This is a genomic window from Dactylosporangium sp. NPDC049140, from assembly GCF_040648435.1.
Genome location: NZ_JBEZDS010000022.1, coordinates 111,240 through 134,678, shown reverse-complemented (window position 1 = coordinate 134,678; position 23,439 = coordinate 111,240). Strand labels below are relative to the sequence as shown.

Here is a 23,439-nt window from a genome sequence, read left to right as displayed (position 1 = left end):
CATGGGCGACGTCCACGCCCGCCTGGCCGAGCTCGGCATCACCGTTCCCCCGGTGGTACCGCCGGTGGCCGCCTATGTTCCCGCCGTACGCACGGGCAACCACGTCTACGTGTCGGGCCAGCTGCCCATGGTCGGCGGCGCGCTGCCCGCCACCGGGCTCGTCGGCGCGGAGGTCACCCCGGAACAGGCCAAGGACCTCGCGCGCAACTGCGGCATCAACGTGCTCGCCGCCGTGGAGGCCCTCGTCGGCCTCGACAGCGTCGTGCGGGTCGTGAAGATCGTCGGCTTCGTCGCGTCGGCGCCCGGCTTCACCGGCCAGCCCGGCGTGGTCAACGGCGCCTCCGAGCTCTTCGGCGAGGTGTTCGGCGACGCCGGCAAGCACACGCGCAGCGCCGTGGGGGTCTCCGCGCTGCCGCTGAACGCCCCGGTCGAGGTCGAGGCCATCGTCGAGGTCGCCTGACGGCTGCTGTGGACCGGCCTCGGGGCGACCAGCCAGGGGCCGGTCTACTGGCCGGTCGGGTGACGTGTGGGGCGAAGAGCCCCGCCGTAGGATCAGTTCGTGGTAAGCCACGTCACCATCCCCGCCGCCGAGGTGCTCGCCGCGTTGCCCGACTGGGTGACGCTCGTCCGCGCACCCAACCCCGGGCCGATGACGCTGGACGGCACCAACACGTGGCTGCTGCGCGCCCCCGGCGGCGGCAGCGTCGTCGTCGACCCGGGCCCCCTCGACGAGGGGCACCTGCGGGCGGTCGCCGGGCACGCCCCCGTCGCCGCGATCGTGCTCACGCACGGCCACATCGACCACACGGAGGGCGTCGAGCGGCTGGCCACGCTCACCGCGGCGCGGGTGTACCACCCGCCGGTACTCGACCGCCTCGACGCGGACGGCCTCACGGTCGAGCCGCTCGTCACGCCCGGGCACACCAAGGACTCCGTCTGCTTCCTCGTGCGGTACCGCGGCGAGGAGATCGTGCTGACCGGCGACACCGTCCTCGGGCGCGGGACCACGGTCGTGGCCTGGCCCGACGGCGACCTCGGCGACTATCTCGGCAGCCTCGACCGGCTGGCCGCGCTCGACGGGCGCCCCGCGCTGCCCGGGCACGGGCCGGCGCTCACCGACACCGGCGTCGCGGCCCGGTACTACCGGCAGCACCGCGAGGCCCGGCTGGAGCAGGTGCGGGCGGCGGTGGCGGCCGGCGCGACCGAGGCCGCCCAGGTCGTGGCCCGGGTCTACGCAGACGTCGACCGCTCGCTCTGGCCGGCGGCCGAGATGAGCGTGCGCGCACAGCTCGATTTCCTGCGACGGGAATCACACCCGGGTCTTGATGGTTTGGACCGACCGTGAGCGGTCCGGAGCGAAGCGGACGGGCCGCTCACCAGGAGACTCAGTCCGGTCCGTCGCGGCGGCGCCGGAGCTTGCGGAGGTGACGGCGTGACGTGTTCGGTGTGCGGGACTGTGGCCGTTCCCGGTGCGCGGTTCTGCCACCACTGTGGTTCCGCGCTGCCCGCGGCCGCCACCCTGCCGGCGGCCGAGCGGCGGATCGTCACCGTCCTCTTCGGTGACCTCTCGGACTTCACCGCCTGGTCGGAGGACCTGGACCCGGAGCGGGTCGGCGCGGTCACCGACCGGGTGCTCGCCGCGCTCGCGGGCGCGGTCAAGACCTTCGGCGGGCACGTCGACAAGCTCACCGGCGACGGGATCATGGCCGTGTTCGGCGCGCCGGTCGCGCACGAGGACGACGCCGAGCGGGCCGTGCGCGCCGCGCTGTCGATGCAGCGCGCGGTGCGGCGGGTGCTCGACGACGAGCGCGGCGGCGGCGCCCCGCTCGGCCTGCGCATCGGCCTCAACACCGGGCCGGTCGTGGCGGGCGTGCAGGCCGGCATCGAGTACACGGTCATCGGCGACACCGTCAACACCGCCGCCCGGCTCGCCGACGCAGCCGCCATCGGCGCGGTGTACGCGGGCGACCGCACGTCGTCGTCCACCCGCCGCCTGGCCTCCTGGCGGGCGCTGCGCCCGCTGCGGCTGAAGGGCAAGCGGGAGCCGGTCGACGCCTACGAGCTGCTCGGCCTGCTCGACGCGCCCGGCACCCGCTCCGGCCTCGGCGACGAGGCGCCGTTCGTGGGCCGCGAGCCGGAGCTCGGCCGGGTGTCGGGCCGGCTCGCCGAGATCGCCGACCGGCAGGAGCCGCGCGTGCTGGTCTTCACCGGCGAGGCGGGCCTGGGCAAGACGCGGCTGGCCGGCGAGATCGAGCGCTTCGCGGCCGGCTACCTGGGCGGCGCCGGGTACACCCCGAGCGCCGGCTTCGCCCCGGGCGGCGGCGCCCGCGTGCTGTCCGTGCACTGCGCCGCGTTCGGCGAGCGGCGGCGCCTCGCCCCGCTGGCCGACCTCGTGCGCGCCGCGATCGGCCTGCCCCCCGACGCCGTGCTGACCCGCGAGGCGGTCGAGGAGCGGCTGCGCCGGCTCGCCCAGCGCCTGGCCCGGGCCGCGCGGGGGCGCCCGGAGCCACCGCGGTTCGCCAGCGACCTGCTGCTGAGCCTGATCGGGTACAGCGGCGCCGCCGCCGACACCGCCTGGGTCGCGCCCGGCGGCAAGGCCGACGAGCTGGACCTCGACGCCGTGCCCGCCGCCGTGGCCGAGCTGCTGTCGGGGCTGGCCGCCGAGACGCCGCTCGTGGTGACCGTCGACGACCTGCACGACGCCACCGCCGATACGCTCGACGCGCTCGGCGCCACCATCGAGCGGCTCGAGGGCCCGGTGCTCATCGTGCTGCTCGGCCGGCCCGAGCTGGTGCGCTCGGCCGGCGTGCTGACCCGGATCGCCGATGCCGAGGTCGTACCGATCCCGCCCCTGCGCGGCGCGGACGCAGCCCGGCTGCTGACCTCCTACCTCGGCGGCGGACGGGTCGCCCCGGCCGACGAGGACCGGCTCCTCGCGACCGCCCAGGGCAACCCGTTCTACCTCGCCGAGCTCGTGACCCTGCTGCAGGAGCGGGGCGCGCTGACCACCGTGGCCGGCACCGACCCGCCCGGCTGGCGGCTCGCGCCCGGCTCGCTCGGCGGCCGGCTGCTCTCCCGCGACCTCGCCGCCGTGCTCGCGGCCCGCATCGACGCGCTGCCCACCGACACCCGGGCCGTGCTGCGCGACGCCGCCGTCATCGGCGACACCGTGCCCGCCCGGGCGCTCGAGGCGCTGCGCTTCAACCCGCCCGGCCAGCCGGCCCGGCCCGCGGTCGTGGCCGCGGTCGAGCTGGAGCGGGCCGTGGAGGAGCTGCTGCAGCGCCGCATGCTGCGCCGCGGGCGGGGCGGGTTCGCCTTCGCCACCCCGCTGCTGCGCGAGGCGGCGTACGCGGGCATCGGCAAGGCCGACCTGGCCGAGCGGCACGCCGCGCTCTCGCGGTGGGCGTCCGCGGCCGTCACGACCTTCCTCGCGGCCGGCGGCACCGGCAACGTGGCCGGGCTCAACATGACCCTGGGCTCGGCGGACGCGTTCATCGCCGAGCACGCCGAGCGGGCCGGCCGGCTCGCCGACGTGGTCGGGCTGCGGCCGGACTCGCTGGCCCGCTCGGCCGCGCCGCTGGGCGTGCAGGCCCTGGCCCGCGCCGCCCGGGCCGCGCTGGCCTCCGGCGAGCCGGCCCAGGCCGCGCAGGCCGCCGACCGGGCCGCGGTCCTCGGCGGCGGCGTGCTGCCCGCGGCCGACCGGCTCGTGCACGCCCGCGCGCTGCTGCAGCTCGGGCGCACGGCCGAGGCGCTCGCGCTCGCCGAGAAGATCACGGCGAACGCCGGCGACGACGCGGCCGTGCAGGTGGGCGCGCTGCTCGTGGCCGGGCGGGCCTACCGGGCCATGGGCGATCACCGGCGTAGCTACACCACGCTCTCCGAGGCGCTGGACGCGGCGACGGCGGCGCACCTGACGTACGAGCGCGGCGACGCCATGCGCCGGCTCGGCATGGCCGACTTCCTCGAGGGCCGCCTGGCCGAGGCCGGGGGCCGCTTCGCCGAGTCGTTCCAGATCGCGGTCACCGCCGGCGACCGGCGCGCCCAGGCGTGGTCGCTGCAACACCTGGCCTGGGTCACCACCACGCGCGGCGACTTCGCCGGCGCCGACGCGGCGCTCGGGCGGGCCGCGCGCCGCTTCGCCGAGCTCGGCGACCCGGTCGGGCGGGCCTGGCTGCGGGGCACCACGGCGTTCGTGCGGCTGCTCGCCGGCCGGCTCGGCGAGGCACGGCGGCTGGCCAAGGCGTTCCTGCCCTTCGGCGAGCGGGTCGGCGACGCGTGGGCGGTCGGCACGCTGCGCGCGGTCGAGGCGTTCGCCGCGGCCGAGAGCGGCGACCTGGCCGAGGCCGACCGGGAGGCGCGGCGGGCCTACCGCGAGTTCGCCGCGGCCGGCGACGACTGGGGCCGCGGCCTGGCGCTTGTCGTGCGGGGCGTGGTCGCGCGCGAGCTGTCGGCCCCGGCCCACGCGTACGACCTGCTCAGCGACGCCACCGAGTGGGGCGAGAAGACCGGGCACCCGCTGCTGCTGGGCATGTCGCGCACCATGCGCGGCTTCGTGAGCCTCGACCGGGGCGACCCCGTCGCCGCTGAGGCCGACGCCCGGGCCGTGCTCCAGGTCGTCGAGACCCACGATGTGCTCGAGGCGGCCAAGGTCGGCCCGCGGGTGCTGTTCGGCCTGGCCCGACTGGCCCAGGGCGACCTGCCCACGGCCCTGGAGACGCTGGGCTGCGTCGCCGCCGAGAGTCCCGGCCCCTCAGTGATCTTCTCGCGCCGCCAGGCCGTGGCCGCCTACGCCGCCGCGCTGCTGGCGGCCGGGCGCACCACCGAGGCGCTGGACTGGGCCAGGCAGGCCCAGAACGCCCCCGGCGAGGACGTCCGCGGTCGCGATTATGCGGCGGCGGTACTCCAGGAGGCGATCGAGGCCAACCGAGCGTACGCGAACGACTCCGTTGCGGCGGTCGCCGAGTCCGGGCGGCCCGCTGTGGCCGATGCGTGACGGAGAACTGTCCCACCCCTGCCGTACCGTCTTAGCGTGACCGCATCGGCTCCGCTCCCCTCGGTGCCCGGACTGACCGGGTTCTCGGTGCTGGCCCGTGGCGGGTACGCCACCGTCTACCGCGCCCAGCAGGAGTCGGTCGGGCGCGACGTCGCCGTCAAGGTCGAGAACCGGACTCTGGAGACCGAGCGCGACCGGCGCCGCTTCATGCGCGAGGCCCGCGCGGCCGGGCGCATGTCCAGCCACCCGCACGTCGTCGACCTCTTCGACGCGGGCATCACCGGCGACGGGCATCCTTACCTGATCATGGAGCTCTGCGACGGCTCCTACGCCGAGCGCATGCGCACCGCCCCGCTGACCCCGGCCGAGGTCCGCGAGGTCGGCTTCAAGATCGCCGACGCGCTCGCCGACGCGCACTCGCTGGGCGTGCTGCACCGCGACGTCAAGCCCGCGAACATCCTCTTCAGCCGCTTCGGCGAGCCCGCCCTGGCCGACTTCGGCCTGGCCATCCTGGCCGAGTGGCGCGACGTGTCGATCACCCTCGACGTGCTCACGCCCGCCTACGCGCCGCCGGAGACGTTCCGCCACGCCGCGCCGGGCCCGGCGGCCGACGTCTACGCGCTCTGCGCGACTCTCTACGCGCTGATGCGCGGCCGCCCGCCGCGCTGGCGCGAGGACCAGATGCCGAGCCTGCTCTCGCTTGTCGACATGTTCAACGACCAGATCCCCGACCTGCCCGGCTGCCCGCCCGAGCTCATGGCGATCCTGCGCGCCGGCATGGCCAACGACGACACCCGGCGCCCGACCGCCCTGCAGCTGCGCGACGCCCTGATCGCCCTGCAGTTCGGGCCGACCCCGCCGGTGCTCGTGCCGCCGCTGGGCTCGCCGCCGCTCGAGCCCGTGTACACGTCGCCGCCGCTGCCGCCCCCGCCGCCGGCGGACCGCCTGCTCGACTCCCCGTTCCTGGGTGGCATCCCGCGCGACCCGGAGCAGACCGTCCCGCACGAGGCCGGCCCCGAGGAGCCCCCGACCGACCCCCTCCAGCCCGCCGCGGCCGCCGCCCCGTCGTCGGGAGGCCCGTCGTCCGGCGCCGCCGGGGCGTCCGGCGGCCCGTCGTCCGGCGGTCTGGCTGGTGTCGCCGCGGCCGCGAACTCGCCGGAGGCGCCCCCGTCCGACCCGTTCGTCGCGCCGGTCAAGCCCACGGCCGGGAGCCGGCGGGGACTGTGGATCGGCCTGGCCGCGGGCCTGGTGGTGGTCGCGGCCCTGGTGAGCGTCGCCGTCGCGTACGGCTTCGGCGACGGCGACCCCGGCCCGACCCCGTCGTCCTCGGCGCTCGCCGCCCCGGCGACCACCACCTGCGGCCCGGTCGCCGCCGACCGCGCCCACTGCTCCAGCACTCCGGAGTGCTTCGACGTCAAGCTCGCCCCGGCCTCGTGCGACGGCGTGCACACGTGGGAGGTCTTCGCCTACGGCGACCTCGCGGCCGGCAGCAAGGTCACGAGCCGCAAGGCCCCGGAGGTGACCGCGGTGTGCAGCATCGGCACCCTGGTGTCGGTCAACATCGGCGCGGCCAACTGGGAGATCCAGGTGCTGCTGCCGAGCGCGGCCGAGCAGAAGGCGGGCCCGACCACGTTCCGGTGCCTGGCCGGCCGTGGCGACAACGCCCTGACCGGCGAGCAGCTGCACAAGTCCCGTTAGGCGTTCTGGCCGGCCACCGTCCAGCGTGTCAGGAGCCACATCCGGGGACCGGGGAGCGACGGCCGCGAATGGTTCCGGCACTCCCCGGTGTTGTCGTCAATGCGACCCGGCCCCGGGATGGGACCCGTGCCGCCGTCGTCACCCGAGCGCGCAGGCGTAGATCTTGAGGGGGTGTGGGTGGAGCGGAGCTCCCCCACCGCGAGCGCAGCGAGCCCAGAGGTTCAGTACGACTTCTCCTGGCCCAGCAGGTGCTGCGAGACGAAGTTTAGGATCATCTCGCGCGAGACGGGGGCGATCCGGCCCGCCCGGACCGCGCCCAGCAGGGTGGAGACGCCGTACTCGGTGGTCATGCCGTTGCCGCCCAGCGACTGGATCGCCGTGTCGACCGCGAGCGCGGCGGCCTCGGCGGCGGCGTACTTGGCCATGTTCGCGGCGACGCCCGCCTCCAGGTCGCGGCCCGCGTCGTACAGGGTGGCGGCCTTGGCGACCATGAGCCGGGCCAGCTCGACCTGGATGTGCGCGTGGGCCAGTGGGTGCGCGACGCCCTGGTGGCTGCCGATCGGCCGGCCCCACACCGCGCGCGTGGCCGTGTAGGTGGAGGCGCGCTCGAGGGCGTAGCGGGCGGTGCCGCACGCCATCGCGGCCACCGTGATGCGCTCGGGGTTGAGGCCGGAGAACAGCGCCGGGAGGCCCGCCTCGGGGTCCTCGCCCACGAGCGCCCCGGCGGGGACGCGCACGTCGTCGAGGTACAGCTGGAACTGGTTCTCCGGGCTGACGATCTCCATGTCGATCTTGGTGGCGGTCAGGCCGGGCGCGTTGGCCGGCACGACGAAGAGCGCCGGCTTGAGCTTGCCGGTGCGCTCGTCCTCCAGGCGCGCCACCAGCATGATCTTGTCGGACTCGTCGACGCCGGAGATGTACACCTTGCGGCCGGTCAGCGAGTAGCCGCCCTCGAACGGGCGGGCCACGGTGGTCAGCTTGTGGAAGTTGGAGCCGGCGTCGGGCTCGGTGATGGCGAAGCAGACCTTGAGCGTGCCGGCGGCGAAGCCGGGCAGCAGGTCCTGCCGCTGGGCCTCGGTGCCGTGCTTGGCGATGATTGTCGCGGCGATGGCCGGGGAGACGACGAGCAGCAGCAGCGGCGCGCCGGCCGCGGCCAGCTCCTCGCAGACGATCGCCAGCTCGGTGATGCCGCCGCCCCCGCCGTCGTAGCGCTCGGGCACGCTGACGCCGAGGTAGCCGAGCTTGGCCGCCTCCTGCCAAAGCTCGTCGGAGTGCTCGCCGGCCTTGGCCTTGCGCACGAAGTACTCGTGGCCGAAGCGCTTGCCGAGCTTGGCCACCGCGTCGCGCAGGTCCTGCTGTTGAGGGGTGTAGTCGAAGTCCACGCAAGGCTCCAAACGAACTATGAGGGGGAGAGCACCGCCAGCAGTGCGCCGGACTCGACCTGCGAGCCGGCCGCGACCCGCAGGTCGCTGATGACGCCGTCGGTGGGGGCGTGCACGGGGTGCTCGAGCTTCATCGCCTCCACCGTCAGCAGCAGGTCGCCCGCCGCGACCCGCTGGCCGGGCACCACGAGCACCCGGCCGACCGCGCCCGGCAGCGGCGCGACGAGCGAGCCCTCCGGCTGGTCGGCCACGGGCAGCGGGTACCGCGGCCACTCGGTCAGGGTCACCGAGCCCTCGGGACTGTCCACGAAGGACACCCCGTCGACCTCGTGCACCGCGAACTGCAGCCGCACGCCGCCGACGTCGAGCACGACCCGCTCGCCGGTGGCGGAGAGGATCGCCGCCGGCGGGTGGTCGGGCGCGCCCGCGGGGTCGAGCGCGGCGCCGGGCAGGCCGATGTCCTCGGGGTCGACGCGGCGCACCGCCCACGCCGCGAGGTCGTTGGCGCGGTCGAGCCGGTAACCGACCTCGATCGTGCCGGTCGGCCCCTCGTACACCACCGTCTGCAGGGCGCTGGGCACGTTGCGCCAGCCCGAGGGCAGCCCCGGCAGGAGGGCGGTCTTGGCCCGCCGCGCGGCGCCGGCGAGCGCGGCCGCCAGGCAGGACAGGCGCACCGCGTCGACCGAGGACAGCAGGGGCGCGAAGACCTCGGGGTGACGATCCAAAAAGCCGGTGTCGGTACCGCCGGAGAGGAACGCCGAGTGCCGCAGCACCCGCACGAGCAGGTCGCGGTTGGTGGTCACGCCGTGGATGCGCGCCCGGGCCAGGGCCCCGCCGAGCATCCGGGCCGCCTCGGCGCGGGTCGGCGCCCAGGCGATGAGCTTGGCCAGCATCGGGTCGTAGTGCACGCCGACGACCGAGCCGTCCACGACGCCGGAGTCCAGCCGCAGGCCGGGGCCGGGCAGCGGGCCGAACGAGTGCGTCACCCCGGGCACGTCGAAGCGGTGCAGCGTGCCGGTCGAGGGCATCCAGGCGTAGGCGGGGTCCTCGGCGTAGAGCCGGACCTCGATCGCGTGCCCGCGCAGCGGCGGCGGGCCGTTGAAGGGCAGCGGGCCGCCCTCGGCCACGACGAGCTGCAGCCGCACCAGGTCGACCCCGCCCACGCACTCGGTGACCGGGTGCTCGACCTGCAGCCGCGTGTTCATCTCCAGGAAGAAGAACTCGCCGTTCGGCGCGAGCAGGAACTCCACCGTGCCGGCGCCGACGTAGGACACGGCGCGGGCGGCCGTGATCGCCGCCTGGCAGAGCTTCTCGCGCAGCGACGGGTCGACGGCCGGCGAGGGGGTCTCCTCGACGATCTTCTGGTGCCGCCGCTGGATCGAGCACTCGCGCTCGCCGAGGGGGACCACGTTGCCGTGCGAGTCGGCCATGATCTGGACCTCGACGTGGCGGGCGCGCTCGACGTACCGCTCGCAGAACACCGTCCCGTCGCCGAACGCCGCGGCCGCCTCGTGCCGGGCCGCGGCCACGGCCTCGGCCAGCGACTCGCGGTCGCGCACGATGCGCATGCCCCGCCCGCCGCCGCCCGCGGACGCCTTGACCAGCACCGGGAAGGCGTCGACGTCCTCGGGCTCGACGGCGGTGGGCAGCATCGGCACCCCGGCCTCGGCCAGCAGCGCCTTCGCCTCCAGCTTCGAGCCCATCATCGCGATCGCCTTGGGCGACGGGCCGACCCAGGTCAGGCCGGCGTCGATCACCGCGCGGGCGAACTCGGCGTTCTCCGAAAGGAAGCCATATCCCGGGTGTACCGCGTCCGCGCCGCACTTGCGCGCCGCGGCGATGAGCAGATCCCCGCGCAGGTACGTGGCGGCCGGCGAGCTGCCCGGCAGGTGCACCGCGTAGTCGGCCTCGGCCACGTGCGGCGAGTCGGCGTCCGCGTCGGAGTAGACGGCGACCGTCTCGAGCCCCATGGCCCGGCCGGTCGCGAACACCCGGCGGGCGATCTCGCCGCGGTTGGCTACCAGCAGCCTTCTGATCACTTGTTCGCTCCCCTAATGCCGGAATACGCCGAACTGCCCACGGTCGCCCGTGCCGACCAGCGCCAGGCACAGGCCCAGCACCGTCCGGGTGTCGCGTGGGTCGATCACGCCGTCGTCGTACAGGCGGCCGGAGAGGAACAGCGCCGCCGACTCCTGCTCGACCTTGTGCTCGACCATGAACCGCATGGTGCGGTCCTGCTCCTCGTCGTAGGCGTGCCCCTTGGCCTCGGCCGCCTGGCGGGCCACGATCGACAGCACGCCGGCCAGCTGCTGCGGGCCCATGACCGCGGACTTGGCGTTGGGCCAGGTGAACAGGAACCGCGGCTCGAAGGCGCGGCCGCACATGCCGTAGTTGCCGGCGCCGTAGGAGGCCCCGATGTTGACGGTCAGGTGGGGCACCCGCGAGTTGGCCACCGCGTTGATCATCAGCGCGCCGTGCTTGATGATGCCGCCCTGCTCGTACTCACTGCCGACCATGTAGCCGGTGGTGTTCTGCAGGAAGACCAGCGGGGTGCCGCTCGCGTTCGCCAGCTGGATGAACTGGGCCGCCTTCTGCGCCTCGGCCGAGAACAGCACGCCGCGCACGTTGGCCAGCACGCCGACGCGGTGGCCGTGGATCGCGCCCCACCCGGTGCACAGGGCCGGGCCGTAGGCCGGCTTGAACTCGTCGAACTCGCTGCCGTCGAGCACCCGGGCCAGGATCTCCCGCGGGTCGAACGGCACGCGCAGGTCGGCGCTCGGGATGCCGAGCAGGTCGTCGGCGTCGTACTTGGGCTCGACCCCGAACATGCGGGTCTTCGCGGTGTTGTCGAAGTTCCGGACGCACGAGCGGGCCAGGCGCAGCGCGTCGCGCTCGTCCTCGGCGACGAAGTCGGCCAGGCCCGAGCGCACGCCGTGCATCATCGCGCCGCCCAGCGTCTCGTCGTCGACCGTCTCGCCGGTGGCCATCTTCACCAGCGGCGGCCCGGCCAGGAACACCTTGGCCCGGTCGCGCACGAAGATCGTGTAGTCGGACATGCCGGGGATGTACGCGCCGCCGGCCGTCGCGTTGCCGAAGACCACCGCGACCGTCGGGATCGCCGCCGCCGAGAGCCGGGTCAGGTCGCGGAACGCCGCGCCGCCCGGGATGAAGATCTCGGCCTGCTGCGGCAGGTCGGCCCCGCCCGACTCGACCAGGTTGACCAGCGGCAGGCGGTTCTCGCGCGCGATCTGTCCGGCCCGCTGGGTCTTCTTCAGCGAGAACGGGTTCACCGCGCCGCCGCGCACCGTCGGGTCGTTCGCCACGATCACGCAGGGCACGCCCTCGACGATGCCGATGCCGGCGACCACGCTGGCGCCGACCGGGTAGTCGGTGCCCCAGGCCGCGACCGGGCAGATCTCCAGGAACGGCGAGTCGCGGTCCACCAGCAGCTCGATGCGCTCGCGCGGCAGCAGCTTGCCCCGGGCGTGGTGGCGGGTGACGTACTTGTCGCCCCCACCCCCGCGCGCCTGGCGCAGCGCCGACTCCAGCTCGGTCAGCCGCTCGAGCATGGCCGCCCTGTTTTCCTGGTACGCGCTGGCGCGCGCATCGCCCGGGTGACCTGACCCGCGCGGGTCGAGGTTGCTCGTCAGTACCGGCATGGCCTCAGACCCCCAACTGCTTCGCGATGATCTCGTTCATGATCTCCGTGGTCCCGCCGCCGATGCCCATGATCCGGGCGTCGCGGTAGTGGCGCTCGACCTCGGCGTCCCGGATGTACCCCAGGCCGCCGTGCAGCTGCACGGCCTGGTCGACGACGTGGTCGCACGACGCGACCGCGGTGTTCTTCGCCATCGCCACCTCCGTAACGAGCCGCTCGCCGCTTGCGACACGGACGGCCACGTGGCGGACGTAGGTCCGGGCCACCTCCACCTGGCGCGCCATCTCGGCGAGCCGGTGCCGGACGAGTTGCCGGCTCGCCAGCGGGCGGCCGAACGTGTGCCGGTCGCGCACCCAGGCCAGCGTCAGGTCGAGGCAGCGCTCGGCGGTGGCGTACGCCTGCACCGCCAGCGAGATCCGCTCGGCCGCGAAGTGGGTCATGAGCTCGGCGAACCCGCCCACCACCCGGCTGCGGGGCACCCGCAGGCCGACGAAGGCCAGCTCCGCGGTGTCCGAGCAGTGCCAGCCCATCTTGTCCAGCCGCCGGGTGACGCGGAAGCCCTCGACCACGAGGAGCCGCAGGCCGTCGGCGGTCTGGACGGCCGCGGTCGCGAAGTCGGCCCGCGCTCCGCTGGTGATGAACGTCTTCGTGCCGTTGACGATGTAGTCGTCGCCGTCCTCGGCCGCCTTCGTGCGGATGCCGGCCACGTCGGAGCCGCCGTCGGGCTCGGTGACGGCCAGGCAGCCGATCCGCTCCCCGGCGAGCGTCGGGCGCACGAACCGCTCGACCAGGTCGGCCCGCCCGGTCGCGACGATGTGCGGCAGCGCGATGCCGTGTGTGAACAGCGCGGCCACGAGCCCCGACGACCCGCCGGCCCGGATCAGCTCCTCGGTGACCACCACGCTGTCGACGAGGTCGCCGCCGGAGCCGCCGACCTCCTCGGCGAAGCCGATGCCGAGCAGCCCGATCTCGGCGGCCCGGCGGTGCAGCGCTCGGGGTACCTCACCGGCGCGCTCCCACTCGTCCAGGTGCGGGCGCACCTCGCGCTCGACGAATCGCCGGGTCAGCTCCCGCAGCCGCCGCCGCTCCTCGGTCTCGAACGGGTCGCCGGTCACGGGACGAGCTCCGCGGGAAGCTCCACGACCCGGGAGCGCAGCCACTCGCCGAGCGCCTTGCCCTGCGGGTCGAAGCGGGTGCTGGCCGCGACCCCCGCGCCCAGGATCCCGCGCACGACGAAGTTCACCGCGAGCAGGTTGGGCAGCTCGTACCGCTCGACGTCGAGCTCCCGCGCCTCGGGCAGCAGCGCCCGGAGCCGCTCGGCGGTGAGCCGGTCCCGCAGCCACGCGTAGGCGGGCTCATCCCGGGCCCAGACCCCGATGTTGGCGTCGCCGCCCTTGTCGCCGGACCGGGCGCCGAACAGCGTGCCGAGGGGCGCTCGGACGAAATGTCCGACCGCCGCCGCCTCCGGACATTCCGGACTTTTCATGTTATCGAGGGATTGTGTGATCTCGGGCGGCTCGATCTTGATCCGCGTGCCGTCGGGGCGGACGGCGACGTGCTCGACCGCGGCCTGCGAAATCGAGTGGCCGGTGAAGACGCCGAACGGGGTGGCGTCGCCGGGCGGGGCGGTCAGCGCCAGCCCCGGGTAGGAGGCGAGCGCCAGCTCCACGGCGGCCTGGGAGAAGGTGCGGCCGGCCCGCTTCGGGTCGGAGTCCTTGATCGACACCGCCAGCAGGGCGCTCGCCGCGGCTTCCGAGTCCGCGTCGGGCCGGTCGGTGCGGGCCAGGGTGAACTCGAGGCCGTCGGGGCCCAGGGCGTCGGTGAGCTGTGTACGTACCAGATCCGCTTTCGCGGGAATTTCCAGGCCGCACAGGACGAACGTCATCGCGTTGCGGAAGCCGCCCAGGGTGTTGACGCCGACCTTGAGCTCCGGCGGGGGCGGGGCGCCGCGCACGCCCGAGATCCGCACCCGGTCCGCGCCGTCGGCGGCCAGGCCGATCGTGCCGAAGTCGGCGACCACGTCGGGGCCGGGGTAGGCGGGCGCGCCGATCTCGTAGAGCAGCTGCGCGGTCACCGTCTCGACCGTCACGGCCCCGCCGGTGCCCGGGTGCTTGGTGATCACCGCGGAGCCGTCGGCGTGCAGCTCGGCGAGCGGGAAGCCGGGGCGGCGGGCCCGGTCGGGCAGCTCGGTGAAGAACGCGTAGTTGCCGCCGGTCGCCTGGGCGCCGCACTCCAGCACGTGCCCGGCGACCGTGGCGCCCGCGAGCGCGTCGAGGTCGGCGCGGGTCCAGCCGAAGCGAGCGATGCCGGGGCCGACGACCAGGGACGCGTCGGTGACCCGGCCGGTGACGACCACGTCCGCGCCCGCGGTCAGGCACTCGGCGATGCCGAAGGCGCCCAGGTACGCGTTCGCCGTGAGACCGGGGACCTGCGCCGTGACGTCGTCGCCCTCCACATGCGCGACGGCCACGTCCAGGCCGAGCCGCGCGGCCAGGGCCCGCACGGCGTCGGCGAGCCCGGCCGGGTTGAGCCCGCCGGCGTTTGTCACCAGGCGTACGCCGCGCTGCTTCGCGCCGCCGAGGACGGATTCCAGCTGCCGCAGGAACGTCTTGGCGTAACCGGTCGCCGGGTCCTTCAGCCGGTCCCGGCCCAGGATGAGCATGGTGAGCTCGGCCAGGTAGTCGCCGGTGAGCACGTCGAGCTCGCCGCCGTCGAGCATCTCCCGCCAGGCCGTGGCCCGGTCGCCGTAGAACCCGGACGCGTTGCCGATCCTGATCGGGGCCGTCATCGTCCGGCCCTCGGCTCGCGCTTCGTTCCGGGCGGCCCCGCGAACGCCTGGGCCTTCGTCATCCACTCCGCCGCGTCGTCCCCGGACGCCTGCAGCGCGAGGTCGGCCGGGTGCCGGCGCTGGGTGACCAGCAGGCAGAAGTCCAGGATCGGGCCGGTCACGCGCTCCGGGGACGCCTCCGGCCCGAAGGTCATCTCGCCCCCGTCCGGCAGGCTCAGCTCCACGCGGAAGGGAGTCGTCGGGCCGGCCTGACCGTGGCTCTCGAATCCGTGACTTATCGTTCTGTAGCCAATAAAAGCGACATGTCGCAAACGGTCGGTCGGGCGGAGATGCCGCCGGGCCCGCTCGTCGTCCGGGAACGTCTCGGCGATGTCTCGGCCGTGCGCCCAGGTCTCCATGAGCCGGGCCGTGGCGCACGAGACGGGCGACATCGGAGGGCCGAACCAGGGCCGTTTTTCTCCCGGGGGTACCGCCCGCAGCGCCGTCGCCAGCGCCGCCCGCCCGGCGCGCCAGCGCGCCAGCAGCTCGTCCGGCGGCGCAACGCCCGCGGCCGCGGCCCGATCCACGAAGGTCAGCGGATCGTCCACGGCCGACAGCCGCGCGAAGAAGGCGGCCGGGTCGGCGTTGGCCAGCGTGGCCGCCTCGTCGGTCCAGACCAGGTGCGCGATCTGGTGCGCCACGGTCCAGCCGGGCGCGGGGGTCGGCGTGCTCCACTGCTGCGCGTCCAGGCCGGCGACGAGCCGGTCGAGCGCCTCCGACTCCGCGGCCAGGTCCGGCAGCACCTCGTCGAGCTGCATCGCGCCTCCTTCAGATCAGCTGGGCCAGCTGAAGTTTCCAGGCCGCGAGGAGCTGGGTGCGGCGGGCGGTGTCGTCGGTGAGCAGGTTGGCCACGCCAAGCCCGCGCAGCAGGTCGAGCGTCACCTGGACGGCCTCGCGCACGCCCGGGCGCGTCTCGTCCGCGCCGAGCACGTCGACGGTGAGCCGGTGCATCTCGCGGCCGACCCGCGCCTCCAGCGGTACGAGCGCGTCGCGCAGCTCGGCGTCGGTGCGCGCGGCGACCCAGACCTCGAGGGCGGCGACGAACAGCGGGCCGGTGAAGGCCGCCGCGAGCAGCTCGACCACCCGGTCCAGGCGCTCCTCGCGGTCGCCGGTGAGGGCCGCGGCCTCGTTGCGGATCTCCTCGGCGCGCCGCTCGGCCAGGTGCTGGACGGCGGCGAGCACCAGGGCCGCGCGGGTGGGGTAGTGGTGCAGCTGGGCGCCGCGGGAGACGCCGGCGCGCTCCGCGATGACCGTGGTGGTGGCGCCGGACCAGCCGTGCTCGTAGAGGCACTCGACGGTCGCCTCGAGCAGGCGTCGCTGGGTGACCCGGCTGCGCTCCTGCATGACCGCCAGCGTGCCGCTCCGGAAACAAACAGTCAAGACTGATTGTTTTGTGGATCGCAAAAAGCCGCCTCGTGGGCGGCCTTTTGGGGTGTCTTCGTTTCAGACGCGCGCGCGGCGGGCGAGGCGCTCCGGGTCCATGATGATCACGCTCTTGCCGTCGAGGCGCAGCCAGCCGCGGGACGCGAAGTCGGCCAGGGCCTTGTTCACCGTCTCGCGCGAGGCGCCGACGAGCTGGGCCATCTCCTCCTGCGTGAGGTCGTGGTTGACCCGCAGCACGCCGCCGTCGCGGGTGCCGAAGCGGCCGGCCATCTGCAGCAGCGTCTTGGCCACGCGGCCGGGCACATCGGTGAAGATGAGGTCGGCCAGCGAGTCGTTGGTGCGGCGCAGGCGGCGGGCCAGCACGCGCAGCAGCTGCTCGGCGATCTCCGGCCGGTTGGTCAGCCACGGGCGCAGGGCCTGCTTGCGCAGCCGGGCGAGCCGCGTGTCGAGCACGGCGGTCGCGGTCGCGGTGCGCGGGCCGGGGTCGAAGAGGGACAGCTCGCCGACCATGTCGCTGGGGCCCATGACGGCGATGAGGTTCTGCCGGCCGTCGGCCGCGCGCCGCCCGACCTTGATCTTGCCGGACAGCACGATGTAGAGACTGTCGCCGGGCTCGCCCTCGCTGAACACGACCTCGCCCTTGCGGACGTCGATCGTCTCCATCTCCTTGGCGAGCGAGTCCGCGGCGTCGGCCTCGACTCCCTGGAAGATCCCGCTACGCGCCAGTACCTCGTCCATCGCGTCCACCTCTATCCGTCGGCGCGTCCTCTCCGCTGCGAAGCGATCGCGCGAACGCCAGTTTATGCATACGGCGTCGTCTTCAACGACGGTGGGCAGGTCGAGATGGTACCGCGCGACCTGCGGCGGGGCGGTCATCCACAAGGGCGGCCCGCGGTTCGCGGGGGTGCGATATCTTCGCGTCGGACACGACCGCTCGTGCTCACCCTGAGCACGGGCGTCGCCGAGTGGTGGAGTGGATCGCATGACGCTGTACGGCGGACCGTCCCGCTGGCCGGATGAGCAGCCGGAGCGGGGTGGGCCTGCGTCCCCTCAACCTGAGCAACCGACCGGCCAGGCCGGAGGTTACGCCCCGGGGACGGGTCGTTTCGACGGTTTTGCGGCGGGCCGCAACCCGCGTCCGGATTCCGACCCCGCGCCGGAGCCCGGCTCCGGCAGCTTCTGGGGCGGCGACCGCACCGGTCAGGTCTACGGCTCCCCGCCGGTCGCGCCGCTGCACGTGCCGGCCCCCGGACCGCAGCGGCGCCCCGAGGAGCTGTACGCCGCCAAGGCCTACGAGCCCGAGGAGCGCGCCGGCCGGCGCAAGCTCCCGCTGCCCGGCGAGCCCCCGCCCGTGCGCGGGACCGGCGGTGGCCGCCGGCGCACCGCGATCATCCTGGGCGCCGTGGCCGCCGTGGTCATCGGCGCCGGCACCGCGGGCGCGGCCACCTTCCTCGGCGGCGGCGACGACAAGCCCGCCGCGACCCAGGGTCCGACCCGGCAGCAGCCCCAGGCCGGCGGCGCCTCCGACGCGGGCGGCGGCGGTTCCTCCGCGCCCGCCGGCGCGGTCCCGGGCCCGGCCGAGGGCATCACGCTCAGCGCGACCGGCGACATCGTCATGGGCATGGCCCCGGGCGGGCTGCCGCCGAACAACGGCAAGGGCTTCTTCGACCCGGTGAAGCAGTACCTCGCCGCCGACTTCCAGATGGGCAACCTCGAGCAGGTGCTGACCGACGACACCGGCGTGGGCAAGTGCTCGGCCGACAACGCCGGCAAGACATGCTTCGCGTTCCGCACCCCGCCGGCGTACGTGCAGAACCTCACCGACGCCGGCTTCAAGATGATGAACATGGCCAACAACCACGCCTACGACTTCGGCCCGGTCGGCTACAAGAACTCGCAGAAGACGCTGGACGGGGCGGGCATCAAGTACACCGGCTGGCCGGGCGACATCTCCATCGGCGAGGCCAAGGGCGTGAAGATCGCGGTGATCGGGTTCGCCTCCTACACCTGGTCGAACCTCTGCTCCGACCTCGACGCGGCGGAGAAGATCGTCAAGGAGGCCGCGACCAAGGCCGACCTCGTGGTCGTGCAGGTGCACATGGGGGCCGAGGGGTCCGACAAGACGCACGCGAAGAACGAGACCGAGATGTTCCTGGGCGAGAACCGCTGCAACCCGGTCGCGTTCACCCACCGCGTCATCGACGCCGGGGCCGACCTGGTGGTGGGGCACGGGCCGCACGTCATGCGCGCGATGGAGTTCTACAAGGGGCGGTTGATCGCGTACAGCCTCGGCAACTTCGCGGGCTACAAGGCGCTGTCTTACAACGGGACGGTCGGCATCGGCGGCGTGCTCAAGGTGACGCTGCTCGGCGACGGTACGTGGAAGGGCGGATCGCTTACCGCTACGTACATGGTCGCGCCGGGCCTGCCCAAGCCGGACCCGAAGAAGCAGGCCATCCCGTTCGTGTCGAACCTGAGCAAGCAGGACTTCCCCAAGACGGGCGCGGTGATCGGCCAGGACGGCGCGATCACGCAGCCCGCGGCGTAGCGCTGCCGGGATCCGATAAGTCGGGCGCTCCGCGCCGCGACTTATCGGATATTTCGTATATGCCGGTTTCTCGGTTCCGCCACTTGGCCGGCGGCGGGGTCGCTCGATCGGTGCCGTCCGGCGGGCGACGTATTGTCGTTGCGTGACCGAGACCGCGTTGGCGTTGAAGCGGCGGGCGCGGCGGATGGGGCGCGCCCTGGCGACGATCCACCCCGACGCGCACTGCGAGCTCGACTTCACCAGCCCGCTCGAGCTCGCCGTCGCCACGATCCTGTCCGCGCAGTGCACGGACGAGCGGGTCAACCAGGTGACGCCGAAGCTGTTCGCGCGGTATCCGGACGCCGCCGCGTACGCCGGGGCCGACCCGATCGAGATGCAGGAGCTCATCAAGCCGACCGGCTTCTTCCGCAACAAGACCGACTCGCTGATCGGGCTCGGGCGGGCGCTGGTGGAGCGGCACGACGGTGAGGTACCGGGGACGCTGAACGAGCTCGTCGCGCTGCCCGGGATCGGGCGCAAGACCGCCAACGTCGTCCTCGGCAACGCCTTCGACGTGCCCGGCATCACGGTCGACACCCACTTCCAGCGCCTGGTCCACCGCTGGCAGTGGACCGACGAGACCGACCCGGTGAAGATCGAGTACGCCATCGCGGTGCTGTTCGCGCCGCGGGACTGGACGATGCTCTCGCACCGCGTGATCTTCCACGGCCGCCGCGTCTGCCACGCGCGCAAGCCGGCCTGCGGGGCGTGCACGCTGCGGCGGGACTGCCCGTCGTACGGCCTGGGGCCGACCGAGGTCGAGGTGGCCGTCAAGCTGCTCAAGGGGCCGCGCGCCGCCGAGCTCGCGGAGCTGGTCCTGTGAGGCGTCTCCTCGGCCTCGCCGCGCTGTTCTCCGTGCTCGCGGCGCTCGCGGCCTGCACCGCCGACGTCCGGCCGCCGGCCGAGCCCGCGGCCGCGACCAGTGGCCCGCGCTGCATCGAGCGGGCGGGGGCGTCGGGCTCAGGGGGTACCGAATCCGGCCCTGCTCTTCCGGCCATGGCGCTGCCCTGCTTCGCGGGCGGGCGGTTCATCGACGTGGCCGACCTCGGCGGCGCGCCGACGATTGTGAACCTGTGGGCCTCGTGGTGCGGGCCGTGCCGGGAGGAACTGCCGGCGCTCGAGAAGGTCGCTGCGGCCGGCAAGGTGCGCGTGGTCGGCATCGTCACCAAGGACCGCCACGACCAGGCCGGGTCCGTGATCGACGAGCTGAAGCTGACGTTCCCGATGCTGGAGGACCCGCAGCAGCAGTTCGCGCTCGCGGCGAGCCCGCTCGTGAACCGGTCGCTGGCCTCCACGCTGCCCGCGACGCTGTTCGTCACGCCGGGTGGCCGCATCGCCTACGCCTACCAGGGGCCGGCACTGACCGAGGCGAAAGTGCAGGAGCTGAGCCTTCGGTACCTGGGGGTGGCGGCGTGACCACGCACGAGCTACCGGCCTGGTTCGAGCCGCTGCTGAGCAACATCCGCTCGGCCGGCGCGTCCGACTTCACGCGGCTGCCCACGCCCGACGGGGAGGGACAGCGGCAGAGCGCGGTGCTCGTGCTCTTCGGCGAGGACCCGGTCACCGGGCCCGACATCCTGGTGCTCCAGCGCGCCGCGACCATGCGCAACCACGCCGGGCAGCCCGCGTTCCCCGGCGGCGCGGTCGACCCGGGCGACGCCGACACGGTCGCGTGCGCGCTGCGCGAGGCCGAGGAGGAGGTCGGCCTGGACCCGAGCACGGTCGAGGTCGTCGCGACCCTGCCGACGCTGTGGATCCCGGTGAGCAACTTCCTCGTCACGCCGGTCGTCGCCTGGTGGCGTTCGCCGCACCCGGTCGGCCCGGCCGATCCGCGCGAGGTGGCCCGCGTCGAGCGCCTGCCCATTCGTGAACTGGTCGATCCCGCGCACCGGCTGCGGCTGCGGCACCCGAGCGGGTGGATCGGCCCGGCGTTTCGGATACACGACATGTTGGTCTGGGGCTTCACCGCCGGCGTGCTGTCTACGCTGCTGGAACTCGGCGGATGGGCGGTCGATTGGCCAATTGGCCGGGTTGAGGAACTGCCGACACCTGGTGCCGCACCTGTACGTTGAATGCGTGTCTGGCAGCGTGATCGATATCGTCCTTCTGCTCCTCATGGTGATGTTCGCAATCAACGGATATCGCCAGGGGTTCCTTGTTGGTCTGCTGTCATTCGTCGGCTTCTTCGGCGGCGCGCTGCTCGGTCTGCAGCTCGGCCCGCTGCTCGCCGAGCACTTCTTCACCTCCGACCAGGCCCGCGTGGTCATGTCGCTCTCGGCGGTCTTCGGCCTCGCGGTCGCCGGCCAGGCCCTCGCGAGCTTCGTGGGCAACCGGCTACGCAACGCGATCGTCAGCCGCAACGCGCAGGCCGTCGACAACGCGGGCGGCGCCGTGGTCTCGGTCGTCGCCGTGCTGCTCGTGGTCTGGCTCGTCGCCGCGCCGCTGAGCGCGTCGTCGCTGCCGTGGCTCGCCCGCGCGGTCAGCAACTCGATAATCCTGAACGTGGTCGACAAGGCGATGCCGGCCCAGGCCGACGCGCTCTCCGAGGCGCTGCGTGAAACCGTGGACACCCGCGGCTTCCCGGACGTGTTCGACGGGCTCTCGCCGACCCGCGTCAAGGAGGTCTCCCCGCCGGACCCGAAGCTCGCCGGCTCGGAGCTGGTCAAGAACTCCAAGAAGTCCGTGGTCAAGGTGCTCGGCCAGGCGCCCTCCTGCTCCCGGCGCATCGAGGGCTCCGGCTTCGTGTACTCGCAGAACCGCGTCATGACCAACGCCCACGTAGTTGCTGGCACCAAGACCGTGAGCGTGCTCGTCGACGGCTCCTCGCGACCGCTGCCGGCGACCGTGGTCGCCTACGACCCGGACCGCGACATCGCCGTCCTGTACGTCAAGAACCTCAACGCCCCGGTCATGCCCTTCGCCGCGAAGAAGGCCGACTCGAACGACGACGCGATCGTGCTCGGGTACCCCCTGGACGGGCCGTACGACGCGCAGTCCGCCCGCATCCGCGACCACCGCAACATCACCGGCCCGAACATCTACGAGGACGGCAAGGTCTCGCGCGAGATCTACACGATTCGCGCGCTGGTCCGCTCCGGCAACTCGGGTGGGCCGCTGCTCTCCGCGAACGGCGAGGTGCTCGGCATCATCTTCGCCGCGGCGGCCGACGATCCGCAGACGGGCTTCGCGGTGACGGCGGACGAGGCGTCGTCGGTGGCCGAGGCGGGGCGGCAGCACACGGACCCGACTCAGACGGGCAAGTGCGCCTAGCTCGCTATAGCCGCGTGGAGTGTCTTGCTCGCCGACGGTGATGGAGCAGGACCCCTGACGCGCCGACGACGAGGATCAGCAGCATCGCCGTGAGCCCGGCGACCGTGCTGATCTCGGTACGCGCGTCGCCAGCCATCTGCCGCAGCTCCGGCTCCTCGGACGTACCCGGCATCGGCGCCGCCCCGCCCGGCCGCAGCGGCTCGCTCTGGTCGGCCTCGGCGTCCCCGACCGGCCCGGGCTCCGTCGCGCCGTCCGCGAGCGGGTTGGTCGCCACCTCGCCGACGCTGGACCGCAGCGCCGCGACCGGATCGACCTCGCCGTAGCCGAACTGGTCGTCGCGCCCCTTCGCCCCGAGGTCCTTGGCCGTGCCGATCAGCCGGTTGATGACGTTCGCCGCGCTCATCTTCGGGAACTTGGCCCGCACGAGCGAGGCCGCCCCCGCAACCAGCGGAGCGGCGAAGCTGGTGCCCTGCACCTGCCAGTACCCGCCGCCGGGCCTCGCCCCGGTGAGCCCTACCGCGGGCGCGGTGAGCACCGTCTCGGGCCCGGTGAGCGACCCGGACCAGAGCGCCTCCGCCTTCGACGTCGGCGCCTTGGCCCCGAGCCCGGCCACCGCGATGACCCCGGGCTCCCGGGCCGGGTACCAGACTTGATGGATCGACCGGTCGGTAGCAATGTTGCCGGTACAGGCGACGACCACGACATCGTGCGCGGCCGCGTACCGCAGCGCGTCCGCGATCGCCTCGCTGCGCAACGCCCCGCCCAGCGACAGGTTGATCACCGTCGCCCGGTGGTCCACCGCCCACCGCACCGCCTGCGCCACGACGCTCGGATCGTCGTACTTGTTGGCCTTGTCCAGCACCCGGATCGGCAGGATCTTGGCCCCGGGCGCGATCCCTTCGGCCCCCGAACTGTCCTTGCTACTGCCCGCGATCAGCGCCGCCACGGTCGTACCGTGCCCGACCGGATCGACCTTCCCCTCGTCCCCGGCCGCCCGGTCGACGAGATCGATGCCGGGCAGCACCTGCCCCACGAGGTCAGGATGCGACGCGTCCACCCCACTGTCGATGACCGCGACGATCACGCCCTTGCCGGTGGACACCTTCCAGGCGTCGCGAGCGTCGAGCGCGCTGAGCTGCCACTGCTCGCTGCGAGCCTCGTCCGCCCAGGCCGCCGCCCCCGGCGCGACCGCAACCCCGACCCCCACCGCACAGGCGAGCGCCGCCGACAGCCCCAGAGCGAGGACACGGCCGGCGGCGCGGGCGATGGAGGTGTGCGCGATGGAGCCCATTCTGGACTGTGTCGCCCCGGTCTGTCAGGACTCTCGCCCCACCTAGCCGAAAGGTGTTCCCGCCCGCGTCGCCCACCAACGACGCCGCACACCGAACGGCGGCCCCTTCCGACCTTTGCGACCATTCGCCCAACCGCCTCTGACCTCGACCGCCGAAGCGCTTCGAATCGCGCCACACACTCCGAGTTCCGGTTCGACGGAGACCACGGCGGGCGGCGGGCTCCGGCCGGGTCTCGGTTGGGTTGAGGTGCTGGCGGGCTCCGGCCGGGTCTCGGTTGGGTTGAGGTGCTGGCGGGCTCCGGCCGGGTCTCGGTTGGGTTGAGGTGCTGGCGGGCTCCGGCCGGGTCTTA

At 73.8% G+C, this 23,439-nt stretch carries 18 protein-coding genes; 9 read left to right on the top strand and 9 right to left on the bottom strand.

Annotated elements, in window-relative coordinates:
* Position 1 precedes the first annotated feature (1 nt).
* From AB0B76_RS31130 to AB0B76_RS31115, 4 genes are all read left to right on the top strand, one after another.
* Positions 2-460 carry a RidA family protein gene (locus tag AB0B76_RS31130; protein ID WP_360382136.1) on the top strand — a complete coding sequence of 153 codons (459 nt, stop codon included), beginning with the start codon at positions 2-4 and terminating at the stop codon, positions 458-460.
* 99 nt (positions 461-559) lie between these two features.
* A complete protein-coding gene (locus AB0B76_RS31125; protein ID WP_360382134.1) occupies positions 560-1,345 on the top strand; it encodes an MBL fold metallo-hydrolase in 786 nt (261 codons plus the stop codon).
* An 87-nt stretch (positions 1,346-1,432) separates the two neighbouring features.
* Positions 1,433-4,993 (top strand): adenylate/guanylate cyclase domain-containing protein, encoded by a 3,561-nt coding sequence (locus AB0B76_RS31120; protein ID WP_360382132.1) that lies wholly within the window; start codon positions 1,433-1,435, stop codon positions 4,991-4,993.
* Positions 4,994-5,029: 36 nt separating this feature from the next.
* Positions 5,030-6,691 carry a serine/threonine-protein kinase gene (locus AB0B76_RS31115; protein WP_360382130.1) on the top strand — a complete coding sequence of 554 codons (1,662 nt, stop codon included), beginning with the start codon at positions 5,030-5,032 and terminating at the stop codon, positions 6,689-6,691.
* 221 nt (positions 6,692-6,912) lie between these two features.
* Here AB0B76_RS31115 and AB0B76_RS31110 read toward each other — a convergent pair whose 3' ends face one another.
* The 8 genes from AB0B76_RS31110 to AB0B76_RS31075 all read right to left on the bottom strand — a co-directional run bounded on the left by AB0B76_RS31110 (position 6,913) and on the right by AB0B76_RS31075 (position 16,679).
* Positions 6,913-8,073 carry an acyl-CoA dehydrogenase family protein gene (locus AB0B76_RS31110; RefSeq protein WP_360382128.1) on the bottom strand — a complete coding sequence of 387 codons (1,161 nt, stop codon included), beginning with the start codon at positions 8,071-8,073 and terminating at the stop codon, positions 6,913-6,915.
* Between the two features lie 17 nt (positions 8,074-8,090).
* Entirely contained in the window at positions 8,091-10,112 is a 2,022-nt protein-coding gene (locus tag AB0B76_RS31105) for a biotin carboxylase N-terminal domain-containing protein (RefSeq protein WP_360382126.1), read from the bottom strand.
* 12 nt (positions 10,113-10,124) lie between these two features.
* Entirely contained in the window at positions 10,125-11,732 is a 1,608-nt protein-coding gene (locus AB0B76_RS31100; RefSeq protein ID WP_360382124.1) for a carboxyl transferase domain-containing protein, read from the bottom strand.
* 4 nt (positions 11,733-11,736) lie between these two features.
* Entirely contained in the window at positions 11,737-12,846 is a 1,110-nt protein-coding gene (locus AB0B76_RS31095; RefSeq protein ID WP_360382122.1) for an acyl-CoA dehydrogenase family protein, read from the bottom strand.
* Entirely contained in the window at positions 12,843-14,519 is a 1,677-nt protein-coding gene (locus tag AB0B76_RS31090; RefSeq protein WP_360382120.1) for an acyclic terpene utilization AtuA family protein, read from the bottom strand. The genes AB0B76_RS31095 and AB0B76_RS31090 overlap by 4 nt, the downstream gene beginning before the upstream one ends.
* A complete protein-coding gene (locus AB0B76_RS31085; RefSeq protein WP_360382118.1) occupies positions 14,516-15,316 on the bottom strand; it encodes a TIGR03084 family metal-binding protein in 801 nt (266 codons plus the stop codon). The genes AB0B76_RS31090 and AB0B76_RS31085 overlap by 4 nt, the downstream gene beginning before the upstream one ends.
* Before the next feature lie 10 nt (positions 15,317-15,326).
* Positions 15,327-15,902, bottom strand: a complete 576-nt coding sequence (locus AB0B76_RS31080; protein ID WP_360382116.1) for a TetR/AcrR family transcriptional regulator — start codon at positions 15,900-15,902, stop codon at positions 15,327-15,329.
* Between the two features lie 99 nt (positions 15,903-16,001).
* The gene (locus AB0B76_RS31075; RefSeq protein WP_360382114.1) at positions 16,002-16,679 is read right to left on the bottom strand and encodes a Crp/Fnr family transcriptional regulator; all 678 of its coding nucleotides are present in this window, start codon (positions 16,677-16,679) and stop codon (positions 16,002-16,004) included.
* Between the two features lie 244 nt (positions 16,680-16,923).
* On the opposite strand from AB0B76_RS31075, the gene AB0B76_RS31070 reads away from it, so the two are divergent.
* From AB0B76_RS31070 to AB0B76_RS31050, 5 genes are all read left to right on the top strand, one after another.
* Positions 16,924-18,489, top strand: a complete 1,566-nt coding sequence (locus AB0B76_RS31070; RefSeq protein ID WP_360382112.1) for a CapA family protein — start codon at positions 16,924-16,926, stop codon at positions 18,487-18,489.
* A gap of 184 nt (positions 18,490-18,673) precedes the next feature.
* Complete coding sequence (nth, locus tag AB0B76_RS31065; RefSeq protein WP_360382222.1) at positions 18,674-19,351, top strand: endonuclease III; 678 nt, start codon at positions 18,674-18,676, stop codon at positions 19,349-19,351.
* Positions 19,348-19,944, top strand: coding sequence for a TlpA disulfide reductase family protein (locus tag AB0B76_RS31060; protein ID WP_360382110.1), 597 nt, complete (start codon positions 19,348-19,350; stop codon positions 19,942-19,944). The genes nth and AB0B76_RS31060 overlap by 4 nt, the downstream gene beginning before the upstream one ends.
* Positions 19,941-20,600, top strand: coding sequence for a CoA pyrophosphatase (locus AB0B76_RS31055; RefSeq protein WP_360382108.1), 660 nt, complete (start codon positions 19,941-19,943; stop codon positions 20,598-20,600). Before AB0B76_RS31060 ends, AB0B76_RS31055 begins: the two co-directional genes overlap by 4 nt.
* A gap of 4 nt (positions 20,601-20,604) precedes the next feature.
* Positions 20,605-21,798, top strand: a complete 1,194-nt coding sequence (locus tag AB0B76_RS31050) for a MarP family serine protease (protein WP_360382106.1) — start codon at positions 20,605-20,607, stop codon at positions 21,796-21,798.
* A gap of 4 nt (positions 21,799-21,802) precedes the next feature.
* On the opposite strand, the gene mycP is transcribed toward AB0B76_RS31050, so the two are convergent.
* On the bottom strand, positions 21,803-23,089 hold the full coding sequence (gene mycP / locus AB0B76_RS31045; RefSeq protein WP_360382104.1) for a type VII secretion-associated serine protease mycosin: 1,287 nt from the start codon (positions 23,087-23,089) through the stop codon (positions 21,803-21,805).
* Positions 23,090-23,439 lie beyond the last annotated feature (350 nt).

Bases quoted from the DNA above. Each gene is read 5' to 3' on its own strand.
- AB0B76_RS31130 (WP_360382136.1), top strand. From the start codon at position 2: ATGGGCGACGTCCACGCCCGCCTGGCCGAGCTCGGCATCACCGTTCCC.
- AB0B76_RS31100 (WP_360382124.1), bottom strand. From the start codon at position 11,732: ATGCCGGTACTGACGAGCAACCTCGACCCGCGCGGGTCAGGTCACCCG.
- AB0B76_RS31090 (WP_360382120.1), bottom strand. From the start codon at position 14,519: ATGACGGCCCCGATCAGGATCGGCAACGCGTCCGGGTTCTACGGCGAC.
- AB0B76_RS31085 (WP_360382118.1), bottom strand. From the start codon at position 15,316: ATGCAGCTCGACGAGGTGCTGCCGGACCTGGCCGCGGAGTCGGAGGCG.
- AB0B76_RS31080 (WP_360382116.1), bottom strand. From the start codon at position 15,902: ATGCAGGAGCGCAGCCGGGTCACCCAGCGACGCCTGCTCGAGGCGACC.
- AB0B76_RS31075 (WP_360382114.1), bottom strand. From the start codon at position 16,679: ATGGACGAGGTACTGGCGCGTAGCGGGATCTTCCAGGGAGTCGAGGCC.
- AB0B76_RS31070 (WP_360382112.1), top strand. From the start codon at position 16,924: ATGACGCTGTACGGCGGACCGTCCCGCTGGCCGGATGAGCAGCCGGAG.
- nth (WP_360382222.1), top strand. From the start codon at position 18,674: ATGGGGCGCGCCCTGGCGACGATCCACCCCGACGCGCACTGCGAGCTC.
- mycP (WP_360382104.1), bottom strand. From the start codon at position 23,089: ATGGGCTCCATCGCGCACACCTCCATCGCCCGCGCCGCCGGCCGTGTC.